Genomic DNA, 20,256 nt, shown 5'->3' with positions numbered 1-20,256 from the left:
ACAAAAATCAAGCAAGTAAAAGTGAGACAATGCATAGAAGCCAGTTCAGCGGTTTCAAATAGTCGTAGAAATAGAATAAATAAGAACGAGAGTAAAAATGAGTTTAGCAGAATTAGGACAACTACCCGGCCAAGTTGAAAGTATCATCGTTGACGGACCTTACGTTAGTGACCCATTATTGGCTTATCAGGCACTTGGTAAAGAAAACAGTTTATTGCTGGAATCTGCTGAAATTGATAGCAAAGCGAACTTAAAGAGTTTGTTGTTAATTGACGCGGCTATTCGTATAGAATGCAATGATCAGAGCGTCACCGTTACTGCTCTTACGGCAAATGGCCTATCGGTGCTGCCGCTTTTAGTTGCAAAGTTAAAGCCGTATCATTCAGCACAAGAAGTGTCCGAAGACAGTATTCGCTTTGAGTTCCCTCCGGTTGATCAAAACTTAGATGAAGACTCTCGTTTAAAGCAAGCTAGCGTATTTGATGTATTACGCGCCTTAACTGAGCATATTCAAACCTTACGTGACCACCCTAATGCAGTCTTTTTGGGCGGTGTATTTTCCTATGACCTTCTTGGTACATTTGAAAAGCTTCCCGAGGCAATCTTTGGTGACAACAACTGCCCCGAGTATGTTTTTTATCTGGCTGAAACCCTATTACTGATTGATCATCAAAACGCACATACACAAATAATCGGGTCGGTGTTTAGCGGCCCTCATGTTGCACAACATTACTTTAGTATTCATCAACGGATAGAGCAGATAAAGCATGAGCTGGCTTCTCTTCCTTCAGAAATAACGGCAGCTGAAACAGTTACTGATATAAAATTAAAGGTAGACAAATCTGATGAGGAATACTGCGCAGACGTTGTTGCATTAAAAGAACACATATTAGACGGTGATATTTTTCAAGTTGTTCCCTCTCGTTCCTTCAGTTTGCCGTGCCCTTCTCCATTAGCAGCTTATCAACAATTAAAGGTCCAGAATCCTTCTCCTTATATGTTTTATTTGAATGATCAAGATTTCACCATGTTTGGCGCATCCCCGGAATCGGCTTTGAAATATGATAAAGGCAGCAATGTGGTAGAAGTTTATCCAATTGCAGGGACTCGCCCTCGCGGCAAACGCCCGAATGGTTCTATCGACTATGATTTGGATAGTCGATTAGAGCTAAACTTGCGCCAAGATGAAAAAGAAAAATCAGAACATATTATGCTGGTTGATTTGGCCCGTAATGACGTTGCAAAAGTCAGTAAGGCTGGCACCAGACACGTGAAAGATCTCTTAAAAGTGGACAGGTATTCGCATGTCATGCATTTAGTTTCTCGCGTTGTCGGCGAGTTACGAGAGGATTTAGATGCACTTCACGCCTACCAAGCCTGCATGAATATGGGTACTTTAGTCGGTGCTCCGAAAGTGAGTGCAGCCTCATTAATCAGAAATGTCGAGAAACAGAAGCGCGGCAGCTATGGCGGCGCGGTAGGTTATATTAACGGCAACGGCGACATGGACACTTGCATTGTGATCCGATCCGCTTTCGTCAGACTAAAAACAGCCTACATTCAAGCTGGTGCTGGCGTTGTAAACGATTCGATACCACAAGCTGAAGCAGACGAGACTCGAGCAAAAGCACAAGCTGTTATATCCGCAATTATTGCGGCGCACGCCCCTAAACCTGATTCAATAAAGCAGATTGATGATGAAAGTGTTGGCGATGAGAAACAAGGAGGAGAATCGGCATGAGCAACAACATTAATTTAGTGCTGATTGACAATATCGATTCATTTACCTACAACCTCGTTGATGAAATTAGAAGCTTAGGCATCGAGATGACGATTTATCGTAATACGGTAGCGCCACAAACGGTTCTCGATAAACTGGCAGAGTATGAAAAAGTTGGCCCGACCTTATTAATGCTTTCACCTGGACCAGGCGCACCAGCTGACGCAGGCTGCATGCCTGAACTCTTGCAAAAAGTACGCGGTAAGTATCCAGTGCTAGGCATATGCTTGGGCCATCAGGCGATAGTAGAGGCTTACGGTGGTGTTGTAGCAAGGGCACCTGCGGTAATGCATGGTAAAGCATCACAAATGAGCTATTGTGAGAGCGCAGAAACACGATCTATTTTTAAAGGTTTAAGCAACCCCCTATCGATTGCTCGCTATCACTCGTTGGTTGCTACCCAAATGCCTGAGGGTTTACAGATTATAGCTAACATAGATGGTTTGGTTATGGCAGTTTTACATCCGAATGATAGAATGTTGGGCTTTCAGTTTCACCCTGAATCGATCTTGACCTGCGACGGTAGTGTATTGCTAATGCAAAGCATTGCATTTTTAGCAGGTACATCTCCAAAGCAGTGATTCATCATAGTGATTTATCAGCAGCGTTTGAAGAAGCGAAAACGTTAGCTTACAAAAATAGTATCGGGCCACTCAGTGGTATCGGACAGATAGGTTAAAACAGAAATGAAAGCAGTGAATACAAAATCTCGTGAAACGGTCTTTGGGCCGCAGGACACGCTCAACGCATTAGAAAAACTCTATGCCCAGCAATCATTAAGTTTTGTGGAAGCAGAAGCTGTCTTTAACCGTGTGATGCGCGGAGAGGTGAGTGAAGTTGAGCTATCTGCCCTATTGATTGCATTGAAGATCAAAACCGAAAGCATTGAAGAGATAGCGGGTGCCGCATCAGCGATGGTGAGCAATGCAAAACCCTTCCCACGCCCAGAATACAACTTTAGCGATATTGTTGGCACTGGCGGTGATGGCCATAATACCATTAATGTATCAAGCGCAGCTGCGGTTGTTGCTGCAAGCTGTGGCGTAAAAGTGGCGAAACACGGCAACCGCAGTGTCTCCAGTAAATCAGGCTCATCCGACCTCTTTGCAGCCTTTGGTCTAGCTTTAGATATGAGTCCTGACACTGCACGCAAATGTCTTGATGAAGCAAACTTGTGCTTTTTAGCGGCACCTGCGTATCACTCTGGTGTGAAGTATGCGATGCCAGTTCGCTTAGCATTAAAAACCAGAACTTTATTCAATATTTTAGGCCCCTTGGCTAATCCAGCCAGACCGACGCACAGCCTGCTGGGTGTCTATACACCGAGCCTGCTGGACACCTATGCACAAACATTGGTTGCGTTAGGGCATAAAAAAGCGTTCGTAGTTCATGGCAGCGGTTTGGACGAACTCGCGCTGCATGGCAACAGCCAAATTGTCGAAGTCAATAACGGAGCGATCACGAAAAGTGAAGTTACCCCCGCTGATTTTGGTTTGAGCAATTATTCATTGAATGCTATCGAAGGCGGTGAGCCTGAACAAAACAGAGCGCTGATCGCAGATGTCTTCAATGGCCAAGGCACACCTGCTCATACCGCAGCTATCGCCATGAATGCAGCGGCATTGATTAAATTAAATGCTATGGCTAATACCTTTAAAGAGGCTTGCGACATGGCGATGGCCTCAATAGAAGCCGGTAAACCTATGCAGACAATTGAAACAGCTGCAAAGTTAAGCCAGATGTGATCTGTCAGTGTAAGCAGAAGTTATAAATGTTAATCCTATCAACTGGAAGACGTAAGAGAGTATTGTGGCTAAAAACGTATTAGAAAAAATTGTTGATGACAAAAAGATAGAGATCGCACAACGAAAAATTGATTTCCCCTTGAGCGAATTTATCGACACATTATCGCTTTGTGAGAAGGACTTTTTCGCCGCATTAGCTGCGCCTAACGCGAGCTTTATTCTTGAGTGCAAAAAAGCGTCTCCATCAAAGGGACTGATTAGAGAGAACTTTGACTTAGACGAAATTATTGCAGCCTATGCACCGCATGCATCTTGCTTTTCGGTATTAACTGACGAAAAATATTTTCAAGGTAAATTTGAATATCTAGACTACATCACATCAAGAGTGGCGCAACCTGTCATAAATAAAGATTTCTTTGTCGATGAATATCAAGTCTACCTTGCTCGCTACCATAACGCTGATGCAGTATTGTTAATGTTGTCAGTGTTAAACGACGAGGAATTTAAAACCCTTAGCGCACTCACTCACAAGCTAGGCATGAATGTGCTTACGGAAGTGAGCAACGAAGAAGAAGTGCACAGAGCCTTAGCCCTGAATGCCAATATTATAGGTATCAATAATCGTAATTTACGTGATTTGAGCACCGACCTGGCGACAACCGAGCGTTTAGTGCCATTAATAACCAAAAATGGTTTTGACGGTGTTATTTTATCTGAATCGGGTATTTATCAGCATTCAGAGGTGCAGCGTTTGAGTCCACTCGTAGATGGGTTTTTAGTGGGTAGCGCTTTAATGGCAGAAACAAATTTAGTCAACGCCGTTGAAAAACTCATATTCGGTGAGGTTAAAATTTGTGGCATTAATTCAGTCGAGAACGCGCGCAAAGTAATGGCGACACCTGCCAGCTATATCGGTTTGATTTTTGCCACTAAGTCACCTCGATACGTTTCTATTGAGCGCGCATTGGAAATAGCAAACCTTGGCGATTGTAAAAGACGTGTTGGCGTGTTTTTAGATAATCCGATAGAAATGGTTGCTGACTACGCACGCAAATTAACCTTGTCTGCCGTGCAGCTGCACGGTAATGAATCATTAGAATATATGCAAACATTGCGTACGATGCTACCCGAGTCATGCGAAATTTGGGCGGTCGAGTCAGTATTGCAAAACCAGGTAGACCTCACAGATTTTATTAGCGACACATTGTCTGCAAAGCTCGAAATTGCCGACAAAGTCTTACTCGACTGTAAAGTTGGCGATCAAGTGGGCGGAACCGGCGCAGCGTTTGATTGGCGATTGTTAGAGGATGTGCCTCACAAACACAAGCTGATATTAGCTGGCGGACTAACACCAAGTAATATCAAGGCGGCTAGGCAAACCCATGTTGCCATATTAGATGTAAATTCAGGTGTTGAAGACTCACCTGCTGAAAAATCAGAATCCAAACTAAACAGTTTATTTAGCCTATTGAGAGAATACTAAGTCAAACTGTTTGGTTAAAATTAAAAGAAGCGAGCTTTAAAATGAATAAATTGGAAAGTAAATTTGGTGATTTTGGCGGTATGTACGTCCCAGAATTGCTCATTCCTGCCCTCGACCAATTAGAGCAGGCATTTTTAGATGCGAAAGATGACCCAAGCTTTCAAAAAGAATTTATGGGTTTATTGAAAGATTATGCAGGTCGTCCTACTGCGATGACACTGACCCGCAACATCGTGACCAACCCATTGGTAAAGCTGTATTTAAAACGTGAAGATTTATTGCACGGCGGTGCACATAAAACCAACCAAGTATTAGGTCAGGCCTTATTGACAAAGCGCATGGGAAAAACTGAGGTTATTGCTGAAACGGGCGCTGGCCAGCATGGCGTAGCAACTGCTTTAGCATGCGCTCTATTGGGATTAAAAGCACGTATCTACATGGGTGCGAAAGACGTTGAAAGACAGTCGCCCAATGTATTCAGAATGCGCTTAATGGGTGCTGAAGTTATTCCTGTTGACTCTGGTTCTGGTACCTTGAAGGATGCTGTTAACGAAGCGATGCGCGACTGGTCTGCAAACTACGACAAGGCTCATTATTTACTCGGCACCGCTGCTGGTCCACATCCATTCCCTACCATCGTGCGTGAATATCACCGCATGATTGGTGAAGAAACTCGTGCACAAATTATGGAAAAAGAAGGTCGCTTACCTGATGCCGTTGTCGCCTGTGTTGGCGGTGGCTCCAATGCGATAGGCATGTTTGCTGACTTCATTGATGAACCGTCTGTTCGCTTAGTCGGCGTTGAGCCTGCAGGTAAAGGCATTCATACCAAAGAGCATGGCGCAACTATCGTAACCGGTACAAAAGGTATTTTACACGGCGCTTACACTTATATTATGCAAGACGAAGATGGTCAGATTGAAGAGTCTTATTCAGTATCTGCTGGTTTGGATTACCCTGCGGTAGGTCCACAACACGCGTTTCTAGCTGAAACGGGGCGCGCTGAATATCACGCTATTACTGATGTTGAAGCATTAAACGCATTTCAATTATTGGCTAAAAAAGAAGGTATTATTCCTGCATTGGAACCAGCTCATGCCCTTGCTCACGCGCTTAATATGGCAGATGAAGCAACTGAAGAAACCATTATCGTACTCAATTTGTCAGGACGCGGAGACAAAGATCTTGCGCACGTCATTAGTATCTTAGGAGACGATCTATGAGCACCACACGTTATGCGGATATGTTTGCCAGCCTAAAAGCAAAAAATGAAGGCGCGTTTGTTCCGTTCGTCATGGTTGGCGACCCGGACCACGAAACATCCCTAGCCATCATTGACCAATTAGTCAAAAGCGGTGCCGATGCATTGGAACTAGGTATCCCCTACTCTGACCCGATTGCCGATGGCCCAACGATACAAAAAGCCAGTATTAGAGCCTTGGGCAGCGGCATAAGACCACAGAGTTGCTTTGAGATACTGACTCAAATACGCAAACAACATCCAACGATTCCTATCGGCCTATTGCTATACAGTAACTTAGTATTAGCCAACGGTATCGATAACTTTTATGAGAGAGCTGCTGCAGCAGGTGTTGATTCAATCCTTATTGCAGATGTACCGCTGAGAGAGGCAGACCGCTTTATCACCATCGCAAAACAGCATGACATTCAGCAAATATTGATTGCGCCACCTAACGCAAGCAATGAAACATTGGAAGCCATCGGGGAGAAATCTGACGGCTACACCTATCTATTAGGTAGAGCCGGTGTAACGGGTGCTGAAACTGCAGTAGAAATTCCAGCGGCTGAACTCATTGCAAAGTTAACTCAGTATAAAGTTGCTCCGCCATTATTGGGCTTCGGTATTAGTACGCCGGAACAGGTAGCCAATGCGATTCAGTCAGGTGCTGCAGGAGCAATTTCAGGCTCTGCCACTGTTAATATTATCGAGTCAAACTTAAAAGACAAAGATAAAATGCTAGCAGAATTAGGCAGTTTTGTAGCCAAAATGAAAGCAGCTACCATACTATAATCAGCCGCCGAGCCCACAAAACCCAAACCTTTTGGCAAGAAAGGTTTGCTGCAAAACTGGGCTCTTCAAAAAAGGAGAACTTATGTGGTATGTTATTTACGCTGAAGATGTTGAAAACAGTTTAGCAATAAGAATGGAAGCCAGACCTGCACATTTAGAAAGAATTAGTGCATTAGTGAATGAAGGACGAGTACTTGTTGCGGGCCCAACACCCGCAATTGACAGTGAAGATCCGGGAGAAGCTGGCTTCACTGGTTCATTGATTATTGCGCAGTTTGAGTCTTTGCAAGATGCCAAAGAATGGGCTGATGCAGACCCATATGTTAGCGCAGGTGTGTTTAAATCAGTCATCGTCAAACCATACAAAAAAGTGCTGCCATAAATTAAGCAGCACGAGACAATATAAACACTATGGCTGTATTTATTACCCACAAAATAAGTATCGAGGAAAGCGAATTCAATTTGTCCGCCACTCGCTCGCAAGGTGCTGGCGGACAGCACGTCAATAAAGTTGCGACAGCCATTTATCTGCGTTTCGACATCAATCAATCCTCACTTCCAGATAAAATCAAAGAAAAACTGCTTAATAGCAATGACTCACGTATCACGTCCGACGGCGTTTTAATCATAAGAGCCCAAAGCCATCGTACTCAAGAACAGAACAAGCGAGATGCTATCAAACGGCTAGCAGATGTAATTAAAGAAAGTACCTACGAGAAGCCTATTCGAAAACCAACTAAACCAAGTCGATCATCACAGCGAAAACGAATGGATAGCAAAACCAAAAGCGGTCAGCAAAAGCAGTTAAGAAAAAAAATCGATATTTAGTTTTTCCAAAATGCGATAAGCTCTTGTTTACGTTCGCCTTAAACAAGCCAACACAAGTTTAAGGGTTTACAAAGAAACAGAAGGTCATTTTCTATGAGCCCTAATTTACCTTCCACAAGAGTTTAAAAATACATGGAATTCCTGTCGATACTAAAACACTATTTCAATATTAATTTGTTCATCATTGCAGGACAAACCGTCACGCTTGGTCAAATACTTCTTATTCCAATACTCGTTATTTTAGGCGTTTGGGTAACCCGCAAGGCGGTAAGCACAATATCTAGTCGCCTTATTGCGAAAGGTGTACAAGCTGACTTAGTGCATTTGGTGAAACGTATTCTATATGTACTGGCCATTGTCATGCTAGCCATCACCACCCTAGATTTTTTGGACGTGCCCATTACCGCTTTTGCATTTTTATCAGGAGCTATCGCAATAGGCGTAGGCTTCGGAGCGCAAAACATTATAAATAACTTTATCAGTGGTTGGATACTGATGTGGGAGCGGCCGATTAGAATTGGTGATTTTCTGGAAGTAGATAATGCCAAGGGACGGGTTGAAGCCATTAATACGCGCTCAACACGAATTCGTCGCGTTGATGGTGTACATCTACTTATTCCAAACAGCAAACTGTTAGAAAATACAGTCACCAATTGGACCTTAATAGATCAAAGAAGCAGAACATCAGTGCGAGTTGGCGTGGCCTATGGTTCAGATTGCAATTTAGTTCGTGATTTAATTACACAGGCGGTCAATGAGCAGGACGATGTCTTACACAACCCTGAACCTAAAGTGATTTTCGATGATTTTGGTGATAACTCGTTGGCATTCGAAGTTTATTTTTGGATAAATGCAAGCATAGAGGGTGAATTGCGCAGTATAAGAAGCAATATTCGATTTAGAATTAATGACTTATTTAACGAAAACAAAGTGGTTATCTCATTCCCACAGCGCGATGTCCATTTGGATGGTTCATTAACGCTAATTCAGCCAAATATAAAATGACACTTCTACGCTGCTGATTGTCGTGATAATGTTAGAAACACGATGCTGTAACACAAGCAATGGGTGCGGACGCAAAAAAAGAGTCTTTATCTATTCAGCTTAAGTTCAGCGAGGGCCTGCATAATAGCCCAAGGAAATTCGTAATAAAGTCATTAAATATAAACGTTACAAAAGCATAAACATTCATTCAACAAATAAGTAGGTACTTCACTTTGACAACGCTGCGCTCTGTTTTTCTAGCTTTTACGCTTGTTTTTGCCAGTCAGATGATCGTGGCGCCTATTGCTGTTGCCAAAGATAAAAAAGAACAGCCAAAGATAAGTAAGTCACAGGCAGCCCAGCGGGCTCAGCAAGCGTATGCGGGCAAAGTGCTGAAGGTAGAAAGTCGTGGTAATGTTTATCGCGTAAAAATTCATCAAGCATCTGGCCGAGTTGTTTATGTCACTGTTGACGCAACAACGGGTAAAGTTCGCCAATAAGATGCTTATTTCATGCGTAAATATCGTTCTTTCAATCCACGTTATATAAACGGAGTTATCCATGCGGATTTTAATAGTCGAAGATGATAGCCGTTTACTGCTTCAACTTGACCAATATATGCAGTCACAAGGATTTAGTGTCGACCTAGCCGACGATGGTGAAAAAGCCCTATATCAACTAAAAGAGTATAACTACGACTTAGCGATAATTGATGTTGGTCTTCCTAGCATTGACGGATTTGAAGTTGTGAAACAAGCTCGTGCTAGCGATATTTCTTGTCCTATTATTATTTTAACCGCTCGCGATCGATGGCAGGAAAAGGTAAAGGGTTTGGAATCTGGCGCCGACGATTACTTAACCAAACCTTTCGTGCATGAGGAGCTATTGGCAAGAGTAAAAGCCTTAATTAGGCGCAGCGCAGGCCAAGCAAGTCCGATATTGCAGAAAGGCCCACTTTCCCTAGATACCAGTGCTAATCAGCTCTATGTTAACGAGCAAGCCATTGAATTGACCGCGTACGAATATAAAGTCATTGAGTATTTAATGATGAACCCTAGCAAAGTCGTTTCAAAAACAGAGATGGTTGAGCATATATACGACCAAGACTTTGACTTAGATAGCAACGTTATTGAAGTATTCGTAGGTAGACTGAGACGTAAAATTGATAAAGATAATCTAATAAAACCGATTGAAACACTGCGTGGTAGAGGTTATCGACTCAATGCCAGCCTCCGTTAAGGGACCAATCGCATGAAAAGTTGGTCAATAACCGGTCGCATTTTCTTAACCTGCTTCTTGTTTGTTGCCATCTTTTTCCCGGCAATCATATTTTCAATGCAAAATGCGTATGAGCGCAGCTTAATGATGGCGAAACGAGAAGAACTCTCGACAACCGCGTTTGCTATGATTTCTGAGTTTGAATTTGAAGAAGGCGAAGTTGTTATGCCCTCTCGTCTTTTTGTAGAAGACTTAAATCTACCTGGTTCAGATTTAGTAGCAACGATAAAGTGGCGAGATCAACAAGTTTGGCAGTCACAATCGTCTATCGACAATGACATCGATTCGATTATGTTCAATGCTCTGTATGAACAAACAAACGGACAATTGCTGAGCGAAACTTTATTTCTCTCAGATTTCGACGAAAACGAGCAGCACTTTGCTCTTTCAAAAAAGGCCGAGTTTTTTATCGATGGCAATTTTGAAGAAGTCAGCTTTCTAGTCATTAACAATAAAAATAAGTATCAACGAGAGCTAAGCACATTTATCAATCGTCTATGGTGGTGGATTGCTGTTCTAGGCCTAATTCTACTAGGTTTAATTGCGCTTTCATTGCGCAGCGTCTTTATGCCAATGCAAAATATCATCGCGCGGATCGGCGAAATTGAAGAAGGCAAAATTGATCAAATTAACGATGACTACCCTCCTGAGCTGCAGCCACTGCAAAAAAGTATAAACAAGTTACTGAATAGTGAAAAACAACAAAGGGAGCGCTACAAGAAGAGCTTAGACGATTTAGCGCACAGCATCAAAACCCCGCTGAGTATTATTCTAGGTCAAAGCAACTTGAGCAGAGACATTAAAGAGCCTGTTTTACATATCGATATGATTGTTAAACGCCAGCTTAAAAGAGCTACGATCAATGTGGTCGGTTATTTACCCAGCATTGACGTTGCGCCAGTAACACAGTCGTTGCTTGACGCTATGGCAAAAATTCACTCACAGAAATCACTATCGCTGGTATCGGATATGCCCAAACCAGCCCTACTCTCCATCGACCAGACCGACTATATGGAAATACTGGGCAACTTGCTAGACAATGCATGCAAAGCAGCCACAGCTTCAGTAAAAGTAAGCTACGAAAGAAACACCTTGTCCACATTTGTATGTGTAGAGGACGATGGGAAAGGTATGTCAGCTTCGGCAATTTATGAAATTACCGAGCGTGGTCGACGTTTGGATACTTATTCAGAGGGCCAAGGACTTGGATTAGCCTTGGTCGTTGATATGCTAGAAAGCTATGGTGGTGAACTACAGATACAAAGTGATCTGAATAAAGGCAGCAGGTTTTGTATAGTGCTGCCACAGCAACGGTTTTCAAAAATGCTAAATAAGTAGCCAAGTCTACAGGTAAAAATCTACTCTTTACGTGTGTTCAAGGCGTGTATTGCAAAACTGCCCAACCAATGTCCGCCTTCGTAACTATCACCAACTAAATTCGGGTACGAATATGCTAGGTGCTTATCAGCTAATTCTTTTAAGTGTGAATATTGAGGGTATTTTTTTGCCAAAGCATAAAGGTTCCAAGCGCGACTAAAATTTAAGCCGTCTAAATGAACTAGCTTACCATCTTTGCGATCACCGACTTGTGCTACCGCTAACTCAAAATCACCTTCAGCTAACTGGGGCATGAAATGATTTAGCCATGTTAAAAAGTGCTCTGATGGCAATATACGCTGCATTAAACCAACTTCTTCTAAGCAAGGTGAAAGAAAGTCAAAGCCACTCGGCTCCCATTCAATGGGACAGTGCTTGTCTAGTATAAAATAATCTTTAGCCCGTTTTACAATCAAATTTTGTAATTCAGCATTGTTTTGGCTAAGCGCGTAATCGTGCGCAAAACTCAAACCAAAGGCGATATTAGAATGCTCACCGACTCGAATGGGATATAACAGTTTCGGTAGAAAATCAATATACCGATTGGTAATGAGTTCAGCCAATGGCTGCAGGTTAGCTGCTAATTTTGTTGCCATTGGATCATCCCACTCGTGCAACTCTTGCGATAATTTCAATAACCACGCCCAACCATAGGTTCGTTCAAAAGATGCATTGATATCTTTAGAAAAAAACGCAAGTTCAGTAGCCACTTTTTCTTCTGTTAGGTTGCGCTGCAACACCGCTTTTATCTCTTCAGCTTTGCTCAAATCAGGAAATTGTCTCAACAGAGTAACCAGTGACCAATATCCATGTGCGGCGCTGTGCCAATCAAAGCAGCCATAAAATATTGGATGAACAACTGATGGCTCTTGCACATCTTTCTCGCTGCCCAAAACATAACCAGTTTTATAAGGATAAGGTGTTTCAACGCAGTGTAACGGTAAGTTAGCGAGTGAGTTTGCTTCTGTTAAATTCAATTGTTGCGTAGCTTGGTTTTTCAAATCACTGGCTTCGCTCAAGCAACTTAGGCACAAAAACATCGTGCTAAAAATAATTGTATACGCTTTCATTACATTACCTTTTTGATTTATTTATATCGAGTATGACCGTCATTTTGACCGATATCATATAGAAAACATGAATCAATTCAACGACTCTGGCCCCTTGGTATTTTTTATTGGACCGGCGTGGGGTCATCTATTTTGATTTCGGCTGCTTCGGGTTCGTCACTTGAGAGTAGTATTGCTAGCCACTTTGTCTCCTCTCTTGATTCAAGTGCTATTTTGACGACCATTGTTAGGGGGACTGAAAGTAACATACCTACGCTACCTAATAGCCAGCCCCAAAAAATCAATGATAAAAAGACCACCAGTGTTGACAGTCCTAGACCTCGGCCCATAAAGCGCGGCTCTATTACGTTGCCCATTACCATATTGACTAACACAAAGCCCAACCCCGTTAGACCCGCCTTAGCAAAGCCAAACTCAACGAACGCCATTAATACCGCCGGCACAGCAGCGATTATAGAACCGATATTAGGAATAAAGTTAAACATAAAAGCCAGTACCGACCATAGAAGGAAGTGGTCTATACCGAGAAAGTATAGCCAACCACCAATAAAGATACCGGTAGCCAAACTAACCAACATTTTAATACCCAGATAACTGTTAACCGATTTTAAAAAGCGGTCGATGTGTGTCATTTTCATATCGGGGTCGGCCAATGCAATATGCACACGCTTTGGCATGCTTTCAGCTTCGAATAACATGAAAATTACCGTTAATAAAATAAGCACTAAATTGGATAAAACGCTGCCCATGCCGCTTATAAAGGTTGTTGCAACAGACATTGCTGCGCCGGGATCAAGGTAAGACAAAAACAGATCTTTATCGATATTGATATTTAGTACGTTGAGTTTATTTACTACCCACGCAAGCTCGCCGCTTAATTGCTCCCGATAGACAGGCATGTTTTGCCTAAATTCGCTTAAAGATTGCGTAATTAAGCCTGCGAGCATAAAACCAATCACCAGTATTATCAGTATAACTAAGGTAACAGATGCCCAGCGCGGGATTCTATATCGACTAGCCCAATTAATTAAAGGGCTGCAGGCTATAGCGATAAAAGCTGAAAGGAGAAATGGTACCATTATGACGCTTGCCGCTTTGATGCCAGCAAGAACAATAATGATACACGCCATGACAATCATCGCTTTTGCGATGGGTGATTTGATATCCATACAGCCTCTTTTGTAAAAATAATAAATGCCAATGGCACTAAATTGTTTATAGTTAGCTCATCGGTTTTTAATGACACAATGAACAGCGATGTATCGCTTATCATTGGTAATTTGCTTGTTATACTCGTCCAGTATGACAATTTTTTAAAAAAATCACATAGAAAGTTTCACACGATTAAGAACAAAGGGAATAATTGATTAAATGAACTTAAATCAAGCAACAATAAGAATCAAAAATTTGAGACTTCGAACCTACATTGGTATTAACGAAGATGAAATCAAAAATCAGCAAGATGTGGTTATCAACGTCAAGATTCATTATGACGCAAAGAAAGCGACTGACTCCGATCTAATGGACCACGCGCTAAATTATAAGACCATAACGAAAGCTATTATCAGACTGGTAGAGGACAATCGTTTCTACTTGCTTGAAAAGTTGACTCACGACGTACTGAACATTGCAGCAGAACATCCATGGGTTACATTTGCAGAAGCCGAGGTCGATAAACCGCACGCATTGCGCTTCTCCGATTCTGTGTCATTGTCACTATCTTGTACAAAGGAGTAGGTTGCCATGTCAAAAAGCATATTGATTACTGGGGGCACTGGTCTTATCGGCAGAACATTGGTCAAGTCACTGCACAAGCAATATGCAATAACGGTGGTAACTCGAGACCCTAACAGAGCTATACGACTGCTTGGTGAGAACGTAAAGTGCATTACAGCAGAAGAGCTGAGATCAGTTGACCAGTTTGACGCTGTGGTTAATTTAGCGGGAGAGCCGATTGCCGATAAACGCTGGACTGATGCACAAAAAGCACGAATTTGTCAAAGTCGCTGGAAAATAACCCAGCAGTTAGTTGACCTAATTAACAATTCTAGCAATCCACCCGCAGTATTTGTCAGTGGTTCAGCTATTGGCGTTTATGGACGTCAGGGTGACACCGTCATCACGGAAGAATTTACCGACTTTCATGATGAGTTTAGCCGAGAGGTTTGTCAAAAGTGGGAAGATATTGCGCTTGAAGCCAATACAAGAGTTTGCATCCTGCGAACCGGAGTCGTGTTATCCGACGAGGGCGGCGCCTTATCTAAAATGTTGATGCCCTTCCGTTTAGGGCTCGGCGGCCCGATTGGCTCTGGCAAACAGTTTATGGCATGGATCCATTTAGATGATATGGTCAACGGCATTCAATTTTTGCTCGAGGATGACGAGACAAAAGGCGTGTATAACTTCACAGCTCCGAATCCCAATACAAATCATTTCTTCTCGTTAGCGCTTGCAAAAAGATTAGAGCGCCCGTGTATCTTCAGAGTACCTGCATTCGTCTTAAAAACATTAATGGGCGAGTCGTCAGACTTAGTCTTATTTGGTCAAAAAGTCGTACCGCAAAAGCTGATTGATAAGGGGTTTAAATTCGATTTTCCTACATTAAAGACGGCGTTGGCTGATTTAGATTTGTAATCGAAATTATCAATAAATTAAAAAAACAGCGCTGTATTTAACAAATACAGCTGCGCTTCCCACTTTTTCCTCAGTTCAAGCCCTACCCTTTCTTTCATTAACTAAGAGCGTCATTTGACAACTATTTTGCTGCGATGTCGTCGCTTGAACACTATCGCTAAGCATGAGTAAAAACATCAGGAAAAAGGGCATACGAACATCAGGTAAATATTTCATACAATAGCAACCGAGTTTTAAAGTGGTAAATACAGGAAAAATGCTCGCCAGTATAACCGCAACCTTGCATAGCTTAGAATGCAGCACGATTAGACCTTGTTAGGCAATACTAAATGATGATGCCCACCGCAGTATCTTGAAGTACAGACACGGCATCCGCGCGGTCAATAATTTTAATCAAAGCAGTTTGAATTGTTTCATCATTTCTAGCATCTGACTGACTGGTGAAACGTTCTTCTTGAACCTCATCACCTTCTTGCGCAGTAAACTGAACGACAACCACAGAAGCGCACGTAGGATCATTACCAAAGTAGCTTATAGAAATAAGAGGATATCCTTTGAAGCCTTTATTAACTTGTTTCGCAATTCGCTTTTTAGCTTTATCTACCTGCATGACTTTTCCTAACTGATTTTTTTTGAGAATAGCATAATCGAGGTCTATTTGTGATTACCGATGCTTGACATTAGTGCTTGAATAACGCCATTTTAGGCGAAAACATTGTATACCTTTTACATTAAAAGTACGATGTAAAACAGTGTTATATAACAGCAATTAATTATCAAAAGGAAGTAAGAGTGAATATTGAATTAAACAATATGTCGAGTACCGCCGTTTATCATTTAATGACACAAACCGTAATACCGCGTCCAATAGCTTGGGTATTATCAAAAAATAACGACGACTCACTTAACTTTGCTCCATTTTCATATTTTAACGCTGTGTGCAGCGATCCACCTTTGTGCATGCTTTCGATGGGTAAAAAACCAGACGGATCAACCAAAGATACGGTTGCTAACCTGGTTGAAGAGGCTTATTGCGTTGTGCATATTGCCCATGCACAGCAAGCCGAAGTGGTTACCGCGACAGCGGCTACGCTTAATTATGGCGAAAGTGAAATTGAAGCCAATCAAATTAAGTTGGTTGATCACGCTGGCTGGCCCTTACAACGCGTTGCCGACTGCCCTATTGCGTATTTATGTAAAGTGCATAGCACTCAACAAATTGGTAATGTGCAGCAGCAAATTATATTTGTAGAAGCGATTGAATTGTATATTGACGATAAAGCCGTTACTAAAAGCAACAATCGCATTCAAGTTGATGCACTAAAAGTAAATCCGTTGGCAAGATTAGGCGCTAGTCAATATGCAAACTTAGGCGAAGTTTTTACAAAGTCTCGACCCAGTTAAATGCTCAGTTCAACTGACCAAACTCTAGCCTCATTCACTAAATGCAGAGACTAGAGTTTGCTGATTATTGTTAAAATCGCGATGACATGTGCTTCAATTATCTTAAAAAGTTATTTCCCGTAAGTACACAGGTAAGCCGTGTCTACAATAGTGGTAACCTTAAACTTTTGGTTAGCTTCAATTGTAAACACCTCTGAAGCCGTAAATGTTTTCCATTCTTTTTCGTCCGGCAATAAGACCGTTAATGCTCCACTAACCACCGTCATAGTCTCAAACTCACTTGTGCCGAATTCATATTCACCGGGCGCCATAACCCCAACCGTAGCAGTTTGAATGGCTGTATTAAATGCAATTGATGCCACCTTGCCCTCGAAGTATTCGTTCACATTAAACATTATTTAGTCCTTAATTCAGAATGATGGAGTCTATTAGTCTACATATTTACACGCAGTTTATCAGTAGTATTAACTAGATAATTCGTTATTCCGATGTCCTTTGGCTTTAATTCATGAAGTATTGGACAGTTATGTTGGGACGATTTATCACAATTGCAGCCATCAAATACAGGAAAACCTAATAAACTTTTACATTGATTTTGTAACAGTCATTGAAACTCGAGGTTTTGTGCCTTAACATTCGGAACTTAAGCATTTAATCATCCCAACAAAGGATCGAAAACGTGAGACGTTTACGTCAATTAAACTTTGTTTTTATTACTGTTACTTTTATGTGCAGCATAATCCTTTTAACTCCGCTTGCTCACGCAGAAACGAAAAAACCAACCTTATACTATGATCTAGGTGATGAGCATGGTTGGGTGCCGTTTAGAACTGGAGTTTTAGAGGGTGACGGAGGCGTATTCGCTGACTTGGTAATTTTGCTGCAGTCTTACTCCACAATCGATTTTGAGTCAGTCCATTTACCCATGAAACGCGCAGAACAAGCCTTAGTAAACGGCATTGTTGACTTCGATTTTATCTGCCCGGAATGGCTAAAAAACGGTGACATCGGTGCTGATTTTGTGGGCAGCATACCCTTATTTGAAATCAATGAGTACGTTGTTACTCTCAAGAAAAACCGCGATCTTTACCCCACCTTAGATGCAATATACGGCGAAAACATTGGCACTATAGGCGGTTACTTTTATTTTGATGACGACAAATTTACAAGAGTTGATTTTCTGGATGAAAATAAGTTGATGAAAGGTCTCAAGCATGGACGATTTAAAGGGATAATTTTAGACATCGAAACGGCAAAACACTGGGCTAAAGTTAATGAGGTCGACATTGCTTTTGCGGCACTTCACACTAAAGGGAATTTAGTGCTGCGCTTAAACAAAAAGCATAGAGAGCTTATGGAAGAGATAAACACAATCATCGCTCGCGTGAAAAAGTCAGGAGAATTAAAAATGATTCTTGATAAGTACGATGTAGAGAACGAACTTTAACTAGCTTCGGCTTTATATTTTTAGCGTTATATTGGTGAATTCAAAAATCACTCTGCACTGCTTTTACTATTATTCTTGAAGTTGTACGTTATATTTTTTTAGAAATATATTTTCTTGTTTGCCCTTCATCTGCTTGCGCCCTTCATTCCATATTCTTATAAGTTCTTTTCTTTTTAGTATCGGAATTTTCTTTGAAAAAATCGGTAATTCAATTAACTTATTTTCTAATCCAGGCCGCACGATAATAAGATCATCGTTCAAATTTGCGCGATTTAAAACATACTGAAGGACAAGTTCATTATCAGCATATAGATCTACTCTATTTTCTTTGATCATGTGCATCACACGTTCTACTACGTCATCATTACCCGCAATTATCTCAACGAAAGCGGCATTATTAGAGTCATCGAGATATGTTTGATAATCGACGCTCATTGAACTGTAGTCCCAACCGGGCCCAGTTGCGATGCGCTTGCCTTTTAAAGAAGGCATACCAGCATAGCGCCAAGGATCATCTCGCCTCACAACAAAGGCGGTTGTGTAGGCAAAGGTAGCTTCGGTAGCATACTCGAAGGTTTCTTCTACTCTTTTTGAAGGCACATATTCTGGCAGCATATCGCAAAGGCCTTCTGAGACCATAGAAAGACCTCTTGCCAACGGCACTTCGTAATAATCTAATGAATAACCATGAGACGCGTAGACATGCTCGAGCATGTCTATCACCACGCCTCTCTCGGGTAACTTGTCAGATGGAAATATGGTCATTGGAGCCCATTGGTCATAACAAACTTTTATAGTCTCTGCATGGCTCACGCTGCTGTTCGCAATTGCCATCAAAAAAGGCAGGACAAACAGCAAATAACTTTTTTTGTTACCTTTCGACACGATCACGACCTTTGTCTTTTGCCCCATACAGCTTAATATCTGCGCGTTTAAATAAGTCGTCAATTGAGTGATCATTAGGACTGGATGATTCAACACCAATGCTCACCGTGTAGGTGACGGTTTTGCCATCAATCTCCAATGTACTATCACTGATGGCCTTACGTAATTTATCGGCAAGTTTAGAGGCTTCATTAATGCCAGCACCAGAGAGAAATATAGCAAATTCTTCTCCACCAAGTCTGCCAAATATATCTGACTCTCGCAAAAAAGAACGGATGGTTTGAGTGAAATGAATAAGCACCTTATCGCCGATGAAATGACCATAAGTATCGTTAACCATTTTAAAGTGGTCTAAGTCCATCAGGACTAAAGAAGCAGAAGACTTTTGGCGTTCAGAGAGCGTCAGCAGATGTTGAGCTGAATCAAAGAAACTCCCTCGATTTAGTATGCCGGTTAAGGAGTCGTTTTTAGCTAGCTTTTCAAGCTTTTCATTTAGAATTTGTAAGGCTTCAGTGCGCTTTGCAACAGCATCTTCCAACCAGTTTCGTTTAGTTTGCTCATCTTCCAATAATTGCTCCCTATCTTTCTCCATGGCAGAGAGCATGCTGTTCATATGAGATTGAAGTTGGGTGAGTTCATTATTCTCAACAGTCGAAAGATGGATCCGTTTATTCATTTCTTTACCCGCTTGAACCTCATCAACTTGCGACATTAGTTCTTTCAAAGGGATAGCCAAATAACGGTCAAAGGCCCAAATAAACAAGCAAAATAAAATAAAAAGTTTAATCACCGCTGCAATAGCAATTAGGGAGAAGCCAAAAAGAACACGATCTAAAACGACTTCGGAAGACGAGTAGAGTGTGACCGATCCAAGGTATATTTCTTTACTATTCAGCACCCAGTTTAAGTCTGTTTTGACATCAAAAATAGATAAAGGGATTGATGCGGGCGCGTAGGATTTTTTAGAAATGATACTTTTGCCGTTGGCATCGACAATATGAACGCCCTCGATGATCGGCATTTCTAAAAGACCCGCGCTAAGTACTTCTAATTGATTTAGGTTATATTGCCATAGGTTGCTTGACACAGGGCCGATAACTGTCGCTTCTAACTGCTTCAGTTCACTTAATATTGAATCCTGCGTTATCAAGTATTCAGTATAGAACTGCGCACTAGTAATTAGGCAAGTTACGCCTAAATAAATAGAAAAAATAACGCCCATTACTTTTTTCGATAAATTAGTAGGGCGAATAAAACTTGAAAACATTACGACTTTCACTTCCCAATGACATCAAAATCAGCAGCAAGC

22 protein-coding genes are annotated in these 20,256 nt (G+C 41.7%); 16 read left to right on the top strand and 6 right to left on the bottom strand.

The genetic code is table 11. The annotated features are described in order from the left end of the window. Positions 1-97 precede the first annotated feature (97 nt). The 12 genes from GNIT_RS06825 (at position 98) to GNIT_RS06770 (ending at position 11,468) form a co-directional block, all read left to right on the top strand. Positions 98-1,741, top strand: a complete 1,644-nt coding sequence (locus tag GNIT_RS06825; RefSeq protein ID WP_014108430.1) for an anthranilate synthase component 1 — start codon at positions 98-100, stop codon at positions 1,739-1,741. Next, the gene (locus GNIT_RS06820; RefSeq protein WP_014108429.1) at positions 1,738-2,361 is read left to right on the top strand and encodes an aminodeoxychorismate/anthranilate synthase component II; all 624 of its coding nucleotides are present in this window, start codon (positions 1,738-1,740) and stop codon (positions 2,359-2,361) included. The genes GNIT_RS06825 and GNIT_RS06820 overlap by 4 nt, the downstream gene beginning before the upstream one ends. A gap of 105 nt (positions 2,362-2,466) precedes the next feature. After that, complete coding sequence (gene trpD, locus GNIT_RS06815; protein ID WP_014108428.1) at positions 2,467-3,525, top strand: anthranilate phosphoribosyltransferase; 1,059 nt, start codon at positions 2,467-2,469, stop codon at positions 3,523-3,525. A 64-nt stretch (positions 3,526-3,589) separates the two neighbouring features. After that, positions 3,590-5,008: a bifunctional indole-3-glycerol-phosphate synthase TrpC/phosphoribosylanthranilate isomerase TrpF gene (gene trpCF / locus GNIT_RS06810; protein ID WP_014108427.1), complete on the top strand. Its 1,419-nt coding sequence runs from the start codon at positions 3,590-3,592 to the stop codon at positions 5,006-5,008. Positions 5,009-5,049: 41 nt separating this feature from the next. After that, the gene (gene trpB, locus GNIT_RS06805; protein ID WP_014108426.1) at positions 5,050-6,231 is read left to right on the top strand and encodes a tryptophan synthase subunit beta; all 1,182 of its coding nucleotides are present in this window, start codon (positions 5,050-5,052) and stop codon (positions 6,229-6,231) included. After that, positions 6,228-7,040 carry a tryptophan synthase subunit alpha gene (gene trpA / locus GNIT_RS06800; protein ID WP_014108425.1) on the top strand — a complete coding sequence of 271 codons (813 nt, stop codon included), beginning with the start codon at positions 6,228-6,230 and terminating at the stop codon, positions 7,038-7,040. Before trpB ends, trpA begins: the two co-directional genes overlap by 4 nt. An 82-nt stretch (positions 7,041-7,122) precedes the next feature. Beyond that, complete coding sequence (locus GNIT_RS06795; RefSeq protein WP_014108424.1) at positions 7,123-7,422, top strand: YciI family protein; 300 nt, start codon at positions 7,123-7,125, stop codon at positions 7,420-7,422. 29 nt (positions 7,423-7,451) lie between these two features. Then, positions 7,452-7,868, top strand: coding sequence for an alternative ribosome rescue aminoacyl-tRNA hydrolase ArfB (gene arfB / locus GNIT_RS06790; protein WP_014108423.1), 417 nt, complete (start codon positions 7,452-7,454; stop codon positions 7,866-7,868). A 132-nt stretch (positions 7,869-8,000) separates the two neighbouring features. Continuing rightward, positions 8,001-8,873: a mechanosensitive ion channel family protein gene (locus GNIT_RS06785; RefSeq protein WP_014108422.1), complete on the top strand. Its 873-nt coding sequence runs from the start codon at positions 8,001-8,003 to the stop codon at positions 8,871-8,873. 212 nt (positions 8,874-9,085) lie between these two features. After that, positions 9,086-9,352 carry a PepSY domain-containing protein gene (locus tag GNIT_RS06780; RefSeq protein WP_014108420.1) on the top strand — a complete coding sequence of 89 codons (267 nt, stop codon included), beginning with the start codon at positions 9,086-9,088 and terminating at the stop codon, positions 9,350-9,352. Positions 9,353-9,413: 61 nt separating this feature from the next. Continuing rightward, positions 9,414-10,091, top strand: coding sequence for a response regulator transcription factor (locus GNIT_RS06775; protein ID WP_014108419.1), 678 nt, complete (start codon positions 9,414-9,416; stop codon positions 10,089-10,091). A 12-nt stretch (positions 10,092-10,103) separates the two neighbouring features. Beyond that, positions 10,104-11,468, top strand: coding sequence for an ATP-binding protein (locus GNIT_RS06770; protein WP_014108418.1), 1,365 nt, complete (start codon positions 10,104-10,106; stop codon positions 11,466-11,468). 20 nt (positions 11,469-11,488) lie between these two features. On the opposite strand, the gene GNIT_RS06765 is transcribed toward GNIT_RS06770, so the two are convergent. After that, on the bottom strand, positions 11,489-12,577 hold the full coding sequence (locus GNIT_RS06765) for a DUF2891 domain-containing protein (protein WP_014108417.1): 1,089 nt from the start codon (positions 12,575-12,577) through the stop codon (positions 11,489-11,491). 104 nt (positions 12,578-12,681) lie between these two features. Next, positions 12,682-13,746, bottom strand: coding sequence for an AI-2E family transporter (locus GNIT_RS06760; RefSeq protein WP_041246332.1), 1,065 nt, complete (start codon positions 13,744-13,746; stop codon positions 12,682-12,684). Positions 13,747-13,948: 202 nt separating this feature from the next. On the opposite strand from GNIT_RS06760, the gene folX reads away from it, so the two are divergent. After that, a complete protein-coding gene (folX, locus tag GNIT_RS06755; RefSeq protein ID WP_014108414.1) occupies positions 13,949-14,314 on the top strand; it encodes a dihydroneopterin triphosphate 2'-epimerase in 366 nt (121 codons plus the stop codon). 6 nt (positions 14,315-14,320) lie between these two features. After that, a complete protein-coding gene (locus GNIT_RS06750; RefSeq protein WP_014108413.1) occupies positions 14,321-15,211 on the top strand; it encodes a TIGR01777 family oxidoreductase in 891 nt (296 codons plus the stop codon). A 325-nt stretch (positions 15,212-15,536) separates the two neighbouring features. Here the strand turns inward: GNIT_RS06750 and GNIT_RS06745 are convergent, their stop codons facing one another. After that, entirely contained in the window at positions 15,537-15,821 is a 285-nt protein-coding gene (locus GNIT_RS06745; RefSeq protein ID WP_014108411.1) for a hypothetical protein, read from the bottom strand. A 182-nt stretch (positions 15,822-16,003) separates the two neighbouring features. On the opposite strand from GNIT_RS06745, the gene GNIT_RS06740 reads away from it, so the two are divergent. Further along, a complete protein-coding gene (locus tag GNIT_RS06740) occupies positions 16,004-16,615 on the top strand; it encodes a flavin reductase family protein (protein WP_014108410.1) in 612 nt (203 codons plus the stop codon). A 110-nt stretch (positions 16,616-16,725) separates the two neighbouring features. Here GNIT_RS06740 and ppnP read toward each other — a convergent pair whose 3' ends face one another. Beyond that, positions 16,726-17,010, bottom strand: a complete 285-nt coding sequence (gene ppnP / locus GNIT_RS06735) for a pyrimidine/purine nucleoside phosphorylase (RefSeq protein ID WP_014108409.1) — start codon at positions 17,008-17,010, stop codon at positions 16,726-16,728. A gap of 284 nt (positions 17,011-17,294) precedes the next feature. Here ppnP and GNIT_RS06730 point away from each other — a divergent pair, with 284 nt between their 5' ends. Then, positions 17,295-18,062 (top strand): substrate-binding periplasmic protein, encoded by a 768-nt coding sequence (locus tag GNIT_RS06730; RefSeq protein WP_014108408.1) that lies wholly within the window; start codon positions 17,295-17,297, stop codon positions 18,060-18,062. Between the two features lie 69 nt (positions 18,063-18,131). On the opposite strand, the gene GNIT_RS06725 is transcribed toward GNIT_RS06730, so the two are convergent. Further along, a complete protein-coding gene (locus GNIT_RS06725; RefSeq protein WP_014108407.1) occupies positions 18,132-18,947 on the bottom strand; it encodes a substrate-binding periplasmic protein in 816 nt (271 codons plus the stop codon). Next, positions 18,934-20,214 (bottom strand): GGDEF domain-containing protein, encoded by a 1,281-nt coding sequence (locus GNIT_RS06720; protein ID WP_014108406.1) that lies wholly within the window; start codon positions 20,212-20,214, stop codon positions 18,934-18,936. Before GNIT_RS06720 ends, GNIT_RS06725 begins: the two co-directional genes overlap by 14 nt. Positions 20,215-20,256 lie beyond the last annotated feature (42 nt).

The organism is Glaciecola nitratireducens FR1064, from assembly GCF_000226565.1.
Classification (GTDB): domain Bacteria; phylum Pseudomonadota; class Gammaproteobacteria; order Enterobacterales; family Alteromonadaceae; genus Glaciecola; species Glaciecola nitratireducens.
This window is presented reverse-complemented; position numbering and strand designations above follow the sequence as displayed.

Excerpts from the sequence above, each read along its gene's own strand:
- GNIT_RS06750 (WP_014108413.1), top strand. The coding sequence starts at position 14,321 with ATGTCAAAAAGCATATTGATTACTGGGGGCACTGGTCTTATCGGCAGA.
- GNIT_RS06745 (WP_014108411.1), bottom strand. The coding sequence starts at position 15,821 with ATGCAGGTAGATAAAGCTAAAAAGCGAATTGCGAAACAAGTTAATAAA.
- folX (WP_014108414.1), top strand. The coding sequence starts at position 13,949 with ATGAACTTAAATCAAGCAACAATAAGAATCAAAAATTTGAGACTTCGA.
- trpB (WP_014108426.1), top strand. The coding sequence starts at position 5,050 with ATGAATAAATTGGAAAGTAAATTTGGTGATTTTGGCGGTATGTACGTC.
- GNIT_RS06720 (WP_014108406.1), bottom strand. The coding sequence starts at position 20,214 with ATGTTTTCAAGTTTTATTCGCCCTACTAATTTATCGAAAAAAGTAATG.
- ppnP (WP_014108409.1), bottom strand. The coding sequence starts at position 17,010 with ATGTTTAATGTGAACGAATACTTCGAGGGCAAGGTGGCATCAATTGCA.
- GNIT_RS06795 (WP_014108424.1), top strand. The coding sequence starts at position 7,123 with ATGTGGTATGTTATTTACGCTGAAGATGTTGAAAACAGTTTAGCAATA.
- trpD (WP_014108428.1), top strand. The coding sequence starts at position 2,467 with ATGAAAGCAGTGAATACAAAATCTCGTGAAACGGTCTTTGGGCCGCAG.
- trpA (WP_014108425.1), top strand. The coding sequence starts at position 6,228 with ATGAGCACCACACGTTATGCGGATATGTTTGCCAGCCTAAAAGCAAAA.
- GNIT_RS06775 (WP_014108419.1), top strand. The coding sequence starts at position 9,414 with ATGCGGATTTTAATAGTCGAAGATGATAGCCGTTTACTGCTTCAACTT.
- GNIT_RS06825 (WP_014108430.1), top strand. The coding sequence starts at position 98 with ATGAGTTTAGCAGAATTAGGACAACTACCCGGCCAAGTTGAAAGTATC.
- GNIT_RS06765 (WP_014108417.1), bottom strand. The coding sequence starts at position 12,577 with ATGAAAGCGTATACAATTATTTTTAGCACGATGTTTTTGTGCCTAAGT.
- GNIT_RS06785 (WP_014108422.1), top strand. The coding sequence starts at position 8,001 with ATGGAATTCCTGTCGATACTAAAACACTATTTCAATATTAATTTGTTC.
- GNIT_RS06760 (WP_041246332.1), bottom strand. The coding sequence starts at position 13,746 with ATGGATATCAAATCACCCATCGCAAAAGCGATGATTGTCATGGCGTGT.
- GNIT_RS06770 (WP_014108418.1), top strand. The coding sequence starts at position 10,104 with ATGAAAAGTTGGTCAATAACCGGTCGCATTTTCTTAACCTGCTTCTTG.
- GNIT_RS06820 (WP_014108429.1), top strand. The coding sequence starts at position 1,738 with ATGAGCAACAACATTAATTTAGTGCTGATTGACAATATCGATTCATTT.
- arfB (WP_014108423.1), top strand. The coding sequence starts at position 7,452 with ATGGCTGTATTTATTACCCACAAAATAAGTATCGAGGAAAGCGAATTC.